This is a genomic window from Streptomyces sp. NTD91 (assembly GCF_059510455.1).
Genome location: NZ_JCAJZW010000009.1, coordinates 88,400 through 103,210 on the forward strand (window position 1 = coordinate 88,400; position 14,811 = coordinate 103,210).

13 protein-coding genes are annotated in these 14,811 nt (G+C 71.3%); all 13 read left to right on the forward strand.

Going from position 1 to position 14,811, the window contains the following annotated elements; genetic code table 11:
* Positions 1–28 precede the first annotated feature (28 nt).
* The 13 genes from AC5WRT_RS13130 to AC5WRT_RS13190 all read left to right on the forward strand — a co-directional run bounded on the left by AC5WRT_RS13130 (position 29) and on the right by AC5WRT_RS13190 (position 14,780).
* Positions 29–1,384, forward strand: coding sequence for a replication-associated recombination protein A (locus AC5WRT_RS13130; protein ID WP_496093359.1), 1,356 nt, complete (start codon positions 29–31; stop codon positions 1,382–1,384).
* A 305-nt stretch (positions 1,385–1,689) separates the two neighbouring features.
* Entirely contained in the window at positions 1,690–2,304 is a 615-nt protein-coding gene (gene rpsD, locus AC5WRT_RS13135) for a 30S ribosomal protein S4 (protein WP_360157444.1), read from the forward strand.
* A 582-nt stretch (positions 2,305–2,886) separates the two neighbouring features.
* Positions 2,887–3,321 (forward strand): DUF948 domain-containing protein, encoded by a 435-nt coding sequence (locus tag AC5WRT_RS13140; protein WP_496093358.1) that lies wholly within the window; start codon positions 2,887–2,889, stop codon positions 3,319–3,321.
* Between the two features lie 16 nt (positions 3,322–3,337).
* On the forward strand, positions 3,338–3,694 hold the full coding sequence (locus AC5WRT_RS13145) for a hypothetical protein (protein ID WP_496093357.1): 357 nt from the start codon (positions 3,338–3,340) through the stop codon (positions 3,692–3,694).
* Positions 3,694–6,366 carry an alanine--tRNA ligase gene (gene alaS / locus AC5WRT_RS13150; protein WP_496093356.1) on the forward strand — a complete coding sequence of 891 codons (2,673 nt, stop codon included), beginning with the start codon at positions 3,694–3,696 and terminating at the stop codon, positions 6,364–6,366. The genes AC5WRT_RS13145 and alaS overlap by 1 nt, the downstream gene beginning before the upstream one ends.
* Before the next feature lie 26 nt (positions 6,367–6,392).
* A complete protein-coding gene (ruvX, locus tag AC5WRT_RS13155; RefSeq protein WP_496093355.1) occupies positions 6,393–6,857 on the forward strand; it encodes a Holliday junction resolvase RuvX in 465 nt (154 codons plus the stop codon).
* 123 nt (positions 6,858–6,980) lie between these two features.
* A complete protein-coding gene (mltG, locus tag AC5WRT_RS13160; RefSeq protein WP_496093354.1) occupies positions 6,981–8,660 on the forward strand; it encodes an endolytic transglycosylase MltG in 1,680 nt (559 codons plus the stop codon).
* Positions 8,641–9,480: a shikimate dehydrogenase gene (locus tag AC5WRT_RS13165; RefSeq protein WP_496093353.1), complete on the forward strand. Its 840-nt coding sequence runs from the start codon at positions 8,641–8,643 to the stop codon at positions 9,478–9,480. Before mltG ends, AC5WRT_RS13165 begins: the two co-directional genes overlap by 20 nt.
* 165 nt (positions 9,481–9,645) lie before the next feature.
* Positions 9,646–10,830, forward strand: a complete 1,185-nt coding sequence (aroC, locus tag AC5WRT_RS13170) for a chorismate synthase (protein ID WP_496093352.1) — start codon at positions 9,646–9,648, stop codon at positions 10,828–10,830.
* 32 nt (positions 10,831–10,862) lie between these two features.
* Positions 10,863–11,345, forward strand: coding sequence for a shikimate kinase (locus AC5WRT_RS13175; protein WP_496093442.1), 483 nt, complete (start codon positions 10,863–10,865; stop codon positions 11,343–11,345).
* The gene (aroB, locus tag AC5WRT_RS13180; protein ID WP_496093351.1) at positions 11,342–12,433 is read left to right on the forward strand and encodes a 3-dehydroquinate synthase; all 1,092 of its coding nucleotides are present in this window, start codon (positions 11,342–11,344) and stop codon (positions 12,431–12,433) included. Before AC5WRT_RS13175 ends, aroB begins: the two co-directional genes overlap by 4 nt.
* 183 nt (positions 12,434–12,616) lie before the next feature.
* Positions 12,617–13,495 carry a Pro-rich N-terminal domain-containing protein gene (locus AC5WRT_RS13185; RefSeq protein ID WP_496093350.1) on the forward strand — a complete coding sequence of 293 codons (879 nt, stop codon included), beginning with the start codon at positions 12,617–12,619 and terminating at the stop codon, positions 13,493–13,495.
* Positions 13,496–13,673: 178 nt separating this feature from the next.
* Entirely contained in the window at positions 13,674–14,780 is a 1,107-nt protein-coding gene (locus AC5WRT_RS13190; RefSeq protein ID WP_496093349.1) for an aminopeptidase P family protein, read from the forward strand.
* The last annotated feature ends 31 nt before the right edge of the window (positions 14,781–14,811 follow it).

Consider the following 14,811-nt stretch of genomic DNA (forward strand, 5'->3'; position numbering starts at 1 on the left):
TGTCAGCGCCGTGATTTAGGGTTTCAGCGTGGAACCCGACCTGTTCACCGCCGCAGCAGAAGACCGCCAGGAGAAGGACCCGTCCGCGAGTCCCCTGGCGGTGCGGATGCGTCCGCGCACGCTCGACGAGGTGGTCGGCCAGCAGCATCTGCTGGGGCCCGGCTCCCCGCTCCGCCGGCTGGTCGGCGAGGGGTCCGGCGGCCCGGCCGGACCGTCCTCGGTGATCCTCTGGGGACCGCCCGGCACCGGCAAGACCACCCTGGCGTACGTGGTCTCCAGGGCGACGAACAAGCGGTTCGTGGAGCTGTCCGCGATCACCGCAGGCGTCAAGGAGGTCCGCGCGGTCATCGACGGCGCCCGTCGCGCCGCCGGCGGATTCGGCAAGGAGACCGTCCTCTTCCTGGACGAGATCCACCGCTTCAGCAAGGCCCAGCAGGACTCCCTCCTGCCCGCCGTGGAGAACCGCTGGGTGACCCTGATCGCGGCCACCACCGAGAACCCGTACTTCTCGGTGATCTCCCCGTTGCTCTCCCGCTCGTTGCTGCTCACCCTCGAACCCCTTACCGACGAGGACATCCGGGGCCTGCTGCGGCGCGCTCTGACCGACGAGCGTGGCCTGGGGGGCGCCGTCGGGCTCCCGGAGGACACCGAGGAGCACCTGCTGCGCATCGCCGGCGGCGACGCCCGCCGGGCCCTGACCGCGCTGGAGGCCGCCGCCGGAGCCGCCCTGGACAAGGGCGAGAGCGAGATCGGTCTGGATACGCTGGAGCAGACTGTCGACCGGGCGGCGGTGAAGTACGACCGTGACGGCGACCAGCACTACGACGTCGCCAGCGCCCTGATCAAGTCCATCCGGGGCTCCGACGTCGACGCGGCCCTGCACTACCTGGCCCGCATGATCGAGGCCGGCGAGGACCCCCGCTTCATCGCCCGGCGCCTGATGATCTCCGCCAGCGAGGACATCGGCCTGGCCGACCCCCACGCGCTGCCCCTCGCGGTCGCCGCGGCCCAGGCCGTCGCCATGATCGGCTTCCCCGAGGCGGCCCTCACCCTCAGCCACGCCACCATCGCCCTCGCGCTCGCCCCCAAGTCCAACTCGGCGACGACCGCGATCGGCGCCGCCATGGAGGACGTCCGCAAGGGCCTCGCCGGCCCGGTCCCGCCGCACCTGCGCGACGGGCACTACAAGGGCGCCGCGAAACTCGGCCACGCGCAGGGGTACGTCTACCCGCACGACCTGCCCGAGGGCATCGCCGAGCAGCAGTACGCCCCGGACGCCCTGAAGAACCGCGAGTACTACGCCCCGGGCCGGCACGGCGCCGAGGCGCGGTACGCGGACGCGGTGGAGTGGACCCGTACACGCCTCGGTCGCAGACGGTCCTGAGCGCCCTGTAGACTTGCCCGAAGTGCTGAGTCCCGTGCAGTCAGAGCGGGACACCCAGCCGGAACCCGCGGCCGCGAGGACGTGCGGTTCCAGGAGCGTCGCGCACCGTCGAACGGTGTCGCGGGCAGCCCACCACCACTCGGATTCCCGGGACGGTCGGTGGGCCACTCGCGTGCTGCACGTATGTGCCCAGACCAGGGGAGCGGCTGCCCGACAGGTCCGAGCGGACCCGGCGGGATTCCCCGGCTGCGGATGCGACCTCCCTCAACACTGACGAGCCGGCAACTACGAAAGAGATTGAGACAGTGGCGAACCAGTCCCGCCCGAAGGTCAAGAAGTCGCGTGCCCTCGGCATCGCGCTGACCCCGAAGGCCGTCAAGTACTTCGAGGCCCGCCCCTACCCGCCGGGTGAGCACGGCCGCGGCCGCAAGCAGAACTCGGACTACAAGGTCCGTCTGCTGGAGAAGCAGCGTCTGCGCGCGCAGTACGACCTCTCCGAGCGCCAGCTGGTCCGCGCCTACGAGCGCGCGTCCAAGGTCCAGGGCAAGACCGGTGAGGCCCTGATCGTGGAGCTCGAGCGCCGTCTCGACGCCCTGGTCCTGCGTTCGGGCATCGCCCGCACCATCTACCAGGCCCGTCAGATGGTCGTCCACGGCCACATCCAGGTCAACGGCCAGAAGGTCGACAAGCCGTCCTTCCGTGTCCGCCCGGACGACGTCGTGCAGGTCCGCGACCGCTCCAAGGACAAGACGCTCTTCCAGATCGCCCGTGAGGGCGGCTTCGCCCCCGAGGGTGAGACCCCGCGCTACCTGCAGGTGAACCTCAAGGCCCTGGCGTTCCGCCTGGACCGCGAGCCGAACCGCAAGGAGATCCCGGTGATCTGCGACGAGCAGCTCGTCGTCGAGTACTACGCCCGCTGACCCCAGCGGCCGCGTCGTACCTCAGCCCGCCGTCTCCCCGCCCTTCGGGCAAGGGAGGCGGCGGGTTTCGCATGGGCGGCCCCTCGGCGTGGCGCGCCGCCCACGCCATGGGCGAGCAGGTCGTTCGCATGGTGCGGGCCGTATCGGGGTGCGGGCCGGTGCCCGGCGCGCGGTACGCCGTGCCTCCCTTCGGGGCGCTCTGTCCGCCGGCCCCCGCGCCGGACCGACAGCGCCCGCGACGGCCGTAGCCCGCTCCCAGCGCACGGGCCCCGGCCTGCGCGCCCTCGAGCGCGGGGCCCCTCGCGCACGCACTCCTCGTACCGGGCGCTCCCCAGAGTCGGCGCACGAGCGCCCGACCGCCCGACGAAGGCGGTCAGTTCAGGGAGGATCGGCGTCGGGAAAGGGATCCGGGCGCCGAGGACCTCGCATGGGACGCGGAGCGTGCTGAGCCGTGTGCGCTGCGTACAATCGCTTCCCGCGGCTCCGTCCCCGCCGCCCGGTAATCGGGTACGGAGCCCGGGCCCCGGCGCGATAGGCTCGGACTCGACTTTTTTCGATGGTGAGGCACGTTTCAGGGAGCGGGTGCGCACAGTGTCCGGTGGAGAGGTGGCCGGGATCCTGGTGGCCGTCTTCTGGGCGATCCTGGTCTCCTTCCTCGCGGTGGCTCTCGCGAGGCTGGCCCAGACGCTCAAGGCGACCACCAAGCTGGTGGCGGACGTGACCGACCAGGCCGTCCCGCTGCTCGCCGACGCCTCCCGCGCGGTGCGTTCCGCGCAGACCCAGATCGACCGCGTCGACGCGATCGCCTCGGACGTCCAGGAGGTCACGTCGAACGCCTCCGCGCTGTCGACCACGGTCGCCTCCACCTTCGGCGGGCCGCTGGTCAAGGTCGCGGCCTTCGGCTACGGCGTCCGCCGGGCGCTCGGCGGACGCAAGGAGGACGTGCCCGCGAAGGCACCCCGGCGTACGGTGATCGTGGGCCGCACGGTCCCTGCCGCGCGACGCAAGCGGAAGTAAGGACTGAGACCGAGCGATGTTCCGCCGTACGTTCTGGTTCGGCACCGGTGTCGCCGCCGGTGTGTGGGCCACCACCAAGGTCAACCGCAAGCTCAGGCAGCTGACTCCGGAGAGCCTCGCCGCGACCGCGGCGAACAGGGCACTGGAGACCGGTCAGCGACTCAAGGACCGCGCGGTGGGCTTCGCGCTCGAGGTCCGCGACAACATGGTCCAGCGGGAGGCCGAGCTGGAGGAGGCCCTGGGGATCCACGCGAACCCCGAGCTGCCCTCGCCCCGTCACTGCACCGCCATCGAGAACGACAGCGACAACCGCAGCACACCGAAGTACATCGAAGCCCCGATGCACTCGTACAACCGGAATGAGGACCACTGATGGAGTCGGCCGAGATTCGCCGCCGCTGGCTGAGCTTCTTCGAGGAGCGCGGGCACACCGTCGTCCCTTCGGCGTCGCTCATCGCGGACGACCCGACTCTGCTCCTCGTCCCCGCCGGCATGGTGCCCTTCAAGCCCTACTTCCTCGGTGAGGTCAAGCCGCCGTTCCCGCGCGCCACCAGCGTGCAGAAGTGCGTGCGTACACCCGACATCGAAGAGGTCGGCAAGACCACGCGGCACGGCACGTTCTTCCAGATGTGCGGCAACTTCTCCTTCGGCGACTACTTCAAGGAGGGCGCCATCAAGCTCGCCTGGGAGCTGCTCACCACCCCCCAGGACAAGGGCGGTTACGGCCTGGAGCCCGACCGGCTGTGGATCACCGTCTACAAGGACGACGACGAGGCCGAGCGCATCTGGCACGAGGTCGTCGGCGTGCCCATGGAGCGCATCCAGCGCCTGGGGATGAAGGACAACTTCTGGTCCATGGGCGTGCCCGGCCCGTGCGGCCCCTGCTCCGAGATCAACTACGACCGCGGCCCCGAGTTCGGCGTCGAGGGCGGCCCCGCCGTCAACGACGAGCGGTACGTGGAGATCTGGAACCTCGTCTTCATGCAGTACGAGCGCGGCGAGGGCACCGGCAAGGACAACTTCGAGATCCTCGGGGACCTGCCGAGCAAGAACATCGACACCGGTCTCGGCCTGGAGCGGCTCGCCATGATTCTGCAGGGCGTGCAGAACATGTACGAGATCGACACCTCCATGGCCGTCATCGACAAGGCCACCGAGCTGACCGGCGTCCGCTACGGCGACGCCCACGCCTCGGACGTGTCGCTGCGCGTGGTCACCGACCACATGCGCACCGCCAGCATGCTGATCGGCGACGGCGTCACCCCCGGCAACGAGGGCCGCGGCTACGTCCTGCGCCGCATCATGCGCCGCGCCATCCGCAACATGCGCCTGCTCGGTGCCACCGGCCCGGTCGTCAAGGACCTCATCGACACCGTGATCGGCATGATGGGCCGGCAGTACCCCGAGCTGATCACCGACCGCGAGCGCATCGAGAAGGTCGCCCTCGCCGAGGAGAACGCCTTCCTCAAGACGCTGAAGGCCGGCACCAACATCCTCGACACCGCCGTCACCGAGACCAAGCAGTCGGGTGGCACGGTGCTGTCGGGCGACAAGGCCTTCCTGCTCCACGACACCTGGGGCTTCCCGATCGACCTCACCCTCGAGATGGCCGCCGAGCAGGGCCTGTCCGTGGACGAGGAGGGCTTCCGCCGCCTGATGAAGGAGCAGCGGGAGCGTGCCAAGGCCGACGCCCAGGCCAAGAAGACCGGCCACGCCGACATGGGTGCCTACCGGGAGATCGCCGACAGCGCCGGCGCGACAGACTTCATCGGCTACACCGACACCGAGGGCGAGTCCACCATCGTCGGCCTGCTGGTCGACGGCGTCTCCTCGCCGGCCGCCACCGAGGGCGACGAGGTCGAGGTCGTCCTCGACCGCACGCCGTTCTACGCCGAGGGCGGTGGCCAGATCGGCGACACCGGCCGGATCAAGGTGGACTCCGGTGCCGTGATCGAGGTCCGGGACTGTCAGAAGCCGGTCCCGGGCGTGTACGTCCACAAGGGCGTCGTCCAGGTCGGTGAGGTGACCGTCGGCGCCAAGGCCCACGCCTCCATCGACACCCGCCGCCGCAAGGCCATCGCCCGCGCCCACTCGGCCACCCACCTGACCCACCAGGCTCTGCGTGACGCTCTCGGACCGACGGCCGCCCAGGCCGGTTCCGAGAACCAGCCCGGGCGCTTCCGTTTCGACTTCGGCTCCCCGTCCGCCGTTCCGACGGCCGTGATGACCGATGTCGAGCAGAAGATCAACGAGGTGCTGGCCCGCGACCTCGACGTGCATGCCGAGATCATGGGCATCGACGACGCCAAGAAGCAGGGCGCCATCGCCGAGTTCGGCGAGAAGTACGGCGAGCGGGTCCGCGTGGTCACCATCGGCGACTTCTCCAAGGAGCTGTGCGGTGGCACCCATGTGCACAACACCGCACAGCTGGGCCTCGTGAAGCTGCTCGGCGAGTCCTCCATCGGCTCGGGTGTGCGCCGTATCGAGGCCCTGGTCGGTGTGGACGCCTACAGTTTCCTCGCCCGCGAGCACACGGTGGTCAACCAGCTGACCGAGCTGCTCAAGGGCCGCCCGGAGGAGCTGCCGGAGAAGGTCTCCTCGATGCTCGGCAAGCTGAAGGACGCCGAGAAGGAGATCGAGAAGTTCCGTGCCGAGAAGGTGCTCCAGGCCGCCGCCGGTCTCGCCGAGTCCGCCAAGGACGTGCGCGGTGTGGCCGTCGTCACCGGCCAGGTGCCGGACGGGACCACGCCGGACGACCTGCGCAAGCTGGTCCTCGACGTGCGCGGCCGGATCCAGGGCGGACGCGCCGCCGTGGTCGCTCTCTTCACGGTCAACAACGGCAAGCCGCTGACCGTCATCGCCACCAACGAGGCCGCCCGCGAGCGCGGTCTCAAGGCCGGTGACCTGGTCCGCGCCGCCGCCAAGACCCTCGGCGGCGGCGGTGGCGGCAAGCCGGACGTGGCCCAGGGCGGCGGTCAGAACCCGGCCGCCGTCGGCGAGGCCGTGGATGCCGTCGAGCGCCTGGTCGCCGACACCGCCAAGTAAACGGGCACGTAAGGAAACGGTCGGACATGCGCAGAGGGCGTCGGCTCGCGATCGACGTCGGGGACGCCCGGATCGGGGTCGCCTCGTGCGACCCCGACGGGATCCTCGCCACCCCGGTGGAGACGGTTCCGGGCCGGGACATCCCCGCCGCCCACCGCCGCCTGCGGCAGCTGGTGGAGGAGTACGAGCCGATCGAGGTCGTCGTCGGACTTCCTCGCTCCCTCAAGGGCGGCGAGGGTCCGGCCGCCGTCAAGGTCCGCGCCTTCGCCCAGGAACTGGCCAAGGGCGTCGAGCCGGTGCCGGTGCGCCTGGTCGACGAGCGGATGACGACGGTCACCGCCAGTCAGGGACTGCGTGCCTCGGGCGTGAAATCGAAGAAGGGCCGCTCGGTCATCGACCAGGCAGCGGCGGTCGTCATCCTCCAGCAAGCCCTCGAATCCGAACGCGTGTCAGGTAAAGCACCCGGCGAGGGCGTCGAAGTGGTCACCTGATCGCGATACGGTAACGTTCCGCGCGATGTGCCGGTGTTCGAACAGCGGGCACACAGCAAGAGGCGGAACGGAAGCGGGCCGGCCGGCCACGTGACCGGTCGGCCTCGCGGCTCTAGGGGATCGATGACAGAGTATGGCCGGGGCCCAGGCCCCCAACCCTGGCATCCGCAGGACCCGTTGTACGGGGACGGCGGATGGGAAGGGCAGGAGGCCCACAGTGGCCATCAGCCTGCCTACGGCGGCCAGCCGCAGCAGCACTACCCGCAGCAGCCGCAGCACCCGCAGTACGGCGACTGGAACCAGCAGCCCCAGCCCGGCTACGGGCACGAGCAGTACCCGTACTTCGACGGACAGGGCTATCAGCAGTATCCCGGTCAGGCCCAGCAGCCGTACCCGCAGCAGGGCGGCTGGGACGCGTCCGGCGGCCATGGCCAGATGCCGTACGGCGCCGACCCCGGCGACCCGTACGGCCGGCGGCGCATGGGCCACGACGGCCACCAGGCCGACTACTACGGCGCCGAGGACTCCTACCCGCCGCCGCAGCCGCCCGGCCGCAGGGCGCCGGAGCCGGGACCGGAGCCAGAGGCCGCGCCCGAGGAGGAGGACCACGCCTTCTTCGCGGGAGGCGACGACGACGAGGACGACGAGGAACACGAGCTCCAGAGCCGCCGCGAGCGGCGCGGCAAGGGGGACAAACCAGGCAAGAAGGGTCGGAAACGCCGCAACGGCTGTGCCTGTCTGGTCGTCGTCCTGGTCCTCGGCGGAGGCGTCGGCACCGTCGGCTATTTCGGCTACAGGTTCTACCAGAACCGTTTCGCCCCGGCTCCCGACTACCAGGGCGACGGCATCGCCCAGAAGGTGACGGTCGAGATCCCGAAGGGCGCGGGAGGCTGGGACATCGGCCGCCGGCTGAAGGACGCCGGGGTCGTCAAGAGCGCCGAGGCCTTCGTGCACGCGCAGAGCGAGGCTCCAGGTGCCGGCGCGATCCAGGCCGGCGCCTATGTCCTGAACAAGGAGATGTCCGCCGCCAGCGCGGTGCGACTGATGCTGGACCCGAAGAGCCACAGCTTCGTCCTCGTGACACCGGGCGAGCGCAACGCGCGCGTCTACGAGGCGATCGACCAGAAACTCGGACTCGCCGACGGCACCACGAAGAAGCTCGCCGAAAAGGAATACAAGAGTCTCGGCCTGCCGTCCTGGGCGCAGAACACCCGGTACGCCGGCGCCATAATGGACCCGCTGGAGGGCTTCCTCTTCCCAGGCACCTACGCGGCGGCCAAGGGCATGAAGCCGGACAACATCCTCAAGCAGATGGTCGGGGAGGCCACGTCCAAGTACGACGCCGACGGCCTCACCTCCAAGGCCCGGGCCCTGGGCCTGGACAACGCGTTCCAGCTGGTCACCGTCGCCAGCCTGGTGCAGGCCGAGGGGAAGACGAACGACGACTTCCGCAAGATGGCCGAGGTGGTCTACAACCGCCTCAAACCCACCAACACCGAGACGAACCAGTACCTGCAGTTCGACTCGACCTACAACTACGCCAAGGGCACCAGCGACATCCACATCTCCGAGAAGGCGATCCAGAGCGACCAGAGCCCGTACAACACGTACACCCACAAGGGACTTCCGCCCGGTCCGATCGGCAACCCCGGCGATGACGCACTGCAGGCGGCACTGAATCCGACGCACGACGGCTGGATCTATTTCGTGGCGACCGACGGAGTGAAGAACACCGAATTCGCCAAGACCTACGCCGAATTCAAGCAACTCAAGGAAAAGTTCGATGCCAGCTCGGGCAACTGACGCCCGCCGGGCCGCCGTCCTGGGCAAGCCCATCGCTCACTCCCTCTCCCCGGTGCTGCACCGGGCCGCGTACGACGAACTGGGGCTCACCGGCTGGTCGTACGACCGCTTCGAGGTGGACGAGGCCGGGCTGCCCGGTTTCCTGGAGAAGCTGGGCCCCGAGTGGGCGGGCCTGTCGCTGACCATGCCGCTGAAGCGGGCGGTGATCCCGCTGCTGGACGAGGTCAGCGAGACGGCCGCCTCCGTCGATGCGGTCAACACCGTGGTCCTCACCGGGGACGGCCGCCGCCTCGGCGACAACACCGACATCCCCGGCATGGTGGCCGCGCTGCGCGAGCACGGCATCGAGCAGGTCGACTCCGCCGCGATCCTCGGCGCAGGCGCCACCGCCTCCTCCGCGCTCGCCGCCCTCTCCCGGATCTGCACCGGCGAGGTCGTCGCCTACGTCCGCAGCGAGGCCCGCGCCGCCGAGATGCGCCGGTGGGGCGAACGGCTCGACGTCGACGTCCGTACGGCGGACTGGGCGGACGCCGGGCAGGCGCTGCGCGCCCCGCTGGTGATCGCCACCACGCCCGCCGGTACGACCGACGCCCTCGCCGCCGCCGTACCCGAGCGCCCCACCACCCTCTTCGACGTGCTCTACGAGCCCTGGCCCACCGAGCTGGCGGCCCGCTGGTCCATGTTCGGCGGGGCCGTGGTCAGCGGTCTGGACCTGCTGGTTCACCAGGCCGTGCTGCAGGTCGAGCGGATGACCGGCCGCTGTCCGGCACCCCTGGAAGCCATGCGCCGCGCCGGGGAGAAGGCGCTCGCCGCACGCTGATCGCCGCCCCCGCGTCCGCCTTGTGGACCTGTGGCCGGTTTCCGGCCCCGGGCGTGGGAGGATCGGAAGGTGGCGGGCCGGGGTCGCGCACCCGGTCGCGCCGTCGCCGTACGCGAGGACGCGCGTACGCCGGGCAGTACCGGGCGCGAACACTGAGGAGCACCGTTGAGCAGGCTGCGTTGGCTGACCGCGGGGGAGTCCCACGGTCCGGCACTTGTCGCGACGCTGGAGGGGCTGCCCGCCGGCGTGCCGATCACCACGGAGATGGTGGCGGACCACCTGGCGCGGCGGCGGCTCGGCTACGGCCGCGGTGCGCGGATGAAGTTCGAACGGGACGAGGTCACCTTCCTGGGCGGCGTCCGGCACGGTCTCACCCTGGGCTCCCCGGTCGCGATCATGGTCGGCAACACCGAGTGGCCCAAGTGGGAGCAGGTCATGGCGGCCGACCCGGTGGACCCGGAGATCCTCGCGGGGCTCGCCCGCAACGCGCCCCTGACCCGCCCGCGTCCCGGCCACGCCGACCTCGCCGGCATGCAGAAGTACGGCTTCGACGAGGCCCGCCCCGTCCTCGAGCGGGCCTCCGCCCGCGAGACCGCGGCCCGCGTGGCCCTCGGCGCCGTCGCCCGCTCCTACCTGAAGGAGACCACGGGCATCGAGATCGTCTCGCACGTCGTCGAACTGTGCTCGGTGAAGGCTCCGCGGGGCCTGTACCCCACCCCGGCCGACGTCGAGAAGCTGGACGCCGACCCGCTGCGCTGCCTGGACGCGGACGCCTCGAAGGCGATGGTCGCGGAGGTCGACCAGGCCCACAAGGACGGCGACACCCTCGGCGGCGTGGTCGAGGTGCTGGCGTACGGCGTTCCGGTCGGCCTCGGCTCGCACGTGCACTGGGACCGCAAGCTGGACGCCCGGCTCGCCGGTGCCCTCATGGGCATCCAGGCGATCAAGGGCGTCGAGATCGGCGACGGCTTCGAGCTGGCCCGGGTGCCGGGCTCCAAGGCGCACGACGAGATCGTGAACACCCCCGAGGGCATCAGGCGCGTCTCCGGCCGTGCCGGCGGCACCGAGGGCGGTCTGAGCACCGGCGAGCTGCTGCGGGTGCGAGCCGCCATGAAGCCGATCGCGACCGTGCCGCGCGCCCTGCGGACCGTGGACGTCACCACCGGCGAGGAGGCCCAGGCCCACCACCAGCGCTCCGACGTCTCCGCCGTGCCGGCCGCCGGCATCGTGGCCGAGGCGATGGTCGCGCTGGTGCTCGCGGACGCGGTCGCCGAGAAGTTCGGCGGCGACTCCGTGGCCGAGACCCGCCGCAACGTGCGGTCGTACCTCGACAACCTGCGGATCCGGTGAGCGCTGTGCCCGCCGTCGTACTGGTCGGTCCGATGGGCGTGGGCAAGTCCACCGTCGGCCGGCTGCTCGCCGAGCGCCTCGGGCTCGGCTACCGGGACACCGACGAGGACATCGTCACCGCCGAGGGCCGCACGATCGCCGAGATCTTCGTCGACGAGGGCGAGCCCGTCTTCCGCGCCATCGAGAAGCGGGCCGTGCACACCGCGCTGGCCGAGCACGAGGGGGTCCTCGCCCTCGGCGGCGGCGCGATCCTCGACGACGACACACGCGCCCTGCTCGCCGGGCACCGGGTGGTCTACCTCTCCATGGACGTGGAGGAGGCCGTCCGGCGCACCGGCCTCAACGTTGCCCGGCCGTTGCTCGCGGTCAATCCGCGCAAGCAGTGGCGCGAGCTGATGGAGGCCCGGCGACACCTGTACGAGGAGGTCGCCACCGCCGTCGTACCGACGGACGGCCGCACCCCCGAAGAGGTCACCCAAGCAGCGCTGGACGCACTGGAGTTGAAGGAAGCATGAGCGAGGCAGTCACCCGCATCCAGGTTGCCGGCACGGCGGGCACCGACCCCTACGAGGTGCTGGTCGGACGCCAACTCCTCGGCGAGCTGGCCGGGTTGATCGGCCAGAAGGCCAAGCGGGTCGCGGTGATCCACCCGGAGGCGCTGGCCGAGACCGGTGACGCGCTCCGGGCGGACCTGGCCGAGCAGGGCTTCGAGGCGATCGCCATCCAGGTGCCGAACGCAGAGGAGGCCAAGACCGTCGAGGTCGCCGCCTACTGCTGGAAGGCGCTCGGCCAGTCGGGTTTCACCCGCTCCGACGTCGTCGTCGGCGTGGGCGGCGGCGCGACGACGGACCTCGCCGGGTTCGTCGCGGCGACCTGGCTGCGCGGGGTGCGCTGGATCGCCGTTCCCACCACCGTGCTCGCCATGGTGGACGCGGCGGTCGGCGGCAAGACCGGGATCAACACTGTCGAGGGGAAGAACCTCGTCGGCGCCTTCCACCCGCCGGCCGGCGTCCTGTGCGACCTCGCCGCGCTGGACTCCCTCCCGGTCAACGACTACGTCTCCGGGCTCGCCGAGGTCATCAAGGCCGGTTTCATCGCCGACCCGGTGATCCTCGACCTGATCGAGTCCGACCCCGAGGCCGCACGGACCCCTGCGGGCCCGCACACGGCCGAACTGATCGAGCGCTCCATCCGGGTGAAGGCCGAGGTCGTCTCCTCGGACCTGAAGGAGTCGGGCCTGCGCGAGATCCTCAACTACGGCCACACGCTCGGGCACGCCATCGAGAAGAACGAGCGTTACAAGTGGCGGCACGGCGCGGCCGTCGCGGTCGGCATGCACTTCGCCGCCGAACTCGGTCGTCTGGCGGGCCGGTTGGACGACGCCACGGCGGACCGCCACCGCACCGTCCTGGAGGCGGTCGGCCTGCCGCTGCACTACCGCTACGACCAGTGGCCCAAGTTGCTGGAGGCGATGAAGATCGACAAGAAGTCCCGCGGCGACCTGCTGCGCTTCATCGTCCTCGACGGCCTGGCCAAGCCGACGGTGCTGGAGGGGCCGGACCCGGCCGTGCTGCTCGCCGCGTACGGAGAAGTGGGCCAGTAGGTCCTCGGCTGCCGCGTCCGTCCCATTTCCGGCGCCGATTTCCTTGGCGGAACGGGCACTTCGGGCCGCCCCCGGCCGTTTCACCAAAGGACGGCAGGGGACGGTACCGTTCGTGCTGGCAGCGGGGGCGACCCCGCTGCCAGCACGAACGAGCCGAAAGACGACGAGACGGAGTGGCCACGGATGCAGCACGCAGTGGGGTCTCCGCTGCCGCCGCCCCACCAGCCGGGGCAGGGGCCGCACGCCCGCTGGGCCCCGGCCGCACACCACCCGGGACCGCACCCGCCAGTCCCCCAGGGACCCGCCCCCGTGCCCCCGCCGCCGGGATTTCCGACTCCGGCCGGCGCCGTCCCGCCCACACCTCCGCAGTCGCCGCCGCCCCCGCCCACGCAACCCGCCGCTCCCCCGGCCCCCGACGCCACCGGTCACGTCCCGCTGCCGCCCGGCGTCCCGGTCGGGGTGCCCGCGGCGCCCCCGGCTCCCGCCGCGGCCCCCGATGCGACGACCACCACCCTGGCCGTGCTGCTGATAGGCCCGGCCGGCGCGGGCAAGACCAGCGTCGCCAAGTACTGGGCCGACCACCGCCGCGTGCCCACCGCCCACATCAGCCTGGACGACGTCCGGGAATGGGTCCGCTCCGGCTTCGCCGACCCCCAGTCCGGCTGGAACGACAACTCCGAGGCCCAGTACCGCCTGGCCCGCCGCACCTGTGGCTTCGCGGCGCGCAACTTCCTCGCCAACGGGATCTCCTGCATCCTGGACGACGCCGTCTTCCCCGACCGCCCGGTCGTCGGCCTCGGCGGATGGAAACGCCATGTGGGCCCCGGCCTGCTGCCCGTCGTGCTCCTCCCCGGCCTGGACATCGTCCTGGAGCGCAACGCCGAACGCACCGGCAACCGCCGTCTCACCGACGAGGAGGTCGCCCGCATCCACGGCCGCATGGCCGGCTGGTACGGCTCCGGCCTGCCGATCATCGACAACTCCCAGCTCGACATCCCGGGCACGGCGAGAGTCCTGGACGAGGTCCTGGCCAGGGCGATAGCGAGCCCACCGAGCTGGTAGGCGGGGAGAGCCGCACCGCCGCGAGGGGTGCGGGACCTCGGTGCGGCTCCGGCGCGTGGGCGCCGGGCCCCACGCGCCACGCCCGGCGTGTCCACGGAGACCACCCCCCACCTGCCCCGCAACCTCACTCGGCCCCCACAAATCGGCATAATCGCCACAAAACTCCTACGCTCGTCTCATGTCAGAGGTGTACGCGACCCGCCGATCCCGGCTGAGAGACCACTTCACCGCGGCCGGCACCGCGGCAGCACTCGTCACCCGCCCCGCCAACGTGCGCTACCTCGCGGGCGCGGCCCCGCAGGGCGCCGTCCTGCTGGTGGGCAAGCGTGATGACCTGCTGGTGTGCACCGGGCCGCCCGAGGACCGGCCGTACGAAGGCCGGCCCGACGAGCATCTGCGCCTGCACGTCCTCCCGGCGAACGACGGCGACCCCGCCATCGAGGCGGCCGGCCATGCCGCGAGCCAGGACGCCGACTCCCTCGCCGTGGAGGAACACCACCTGACCGTGGCCCGCCACAGAGCCCTCGCCTCGGCGGCCCCGGCGCTCCGCCTCACCGACCTCGGCGGAGCCGTGGAGCAGCTCAGGGTGGTCAAGGACGAGGAGGAGATCTCCTGCCTGCGCATCGGTGCCGAGATCGCCGACCAGGCCCTCGGCGAGCTGCTGGAGTCGATCCTGGTCGGCCGTACCGAACGGCACCTCGCGCTGGAGCTGGAGCGCCGCCTGGTCGACCACGGCGCCGACGGCCCGGCCTTCCCCACCTCCGTCGCCACCGGGCCCAACTCCGGCCGCCGCGGGCACCGCCCCACCGACCGGCGGGTGGAGGAGGGCGACTTCCTCTCCGTCTGCCTGGGTGCGACCTACCGCGGCTACCGCTGCGAGATCGGCCGTACCTTCGTGATCGGCACCTCGCCCGCGGACTGGCAGGTCGAGTTGTACGACCTCGTCTTCTCCGCCCAGCGCGCCGGACGCGAGTGCCTGGCGCCCGGCGCCGCCTACCGCGACGTGGACCGTGCGGCACGCCAGGTGCTGGACTCCGCCGGCTATGCGGAGGCCCTGCCGCCGCTGACCGGACACGGGGTCGGACTCGAAATCGACGAGGACCCGCAGTTGGCCCCCGCGGCCATGGGTAAACTGGACGCTTGCGTGCCGGTCACCGTCGAACCGGGGGTCCACCTCCCGGGCCGGGGCGGTGTCCGGATCGATGACACGCTCGTCGTACGCCCCGAGGCGGACGGCGGACCCGAGCTACTCACCATCACGACCAAGGAGCTGCTCGCGCTGTAGCGCGTGACCCGGGGTCGTACGTCAGTCCAGG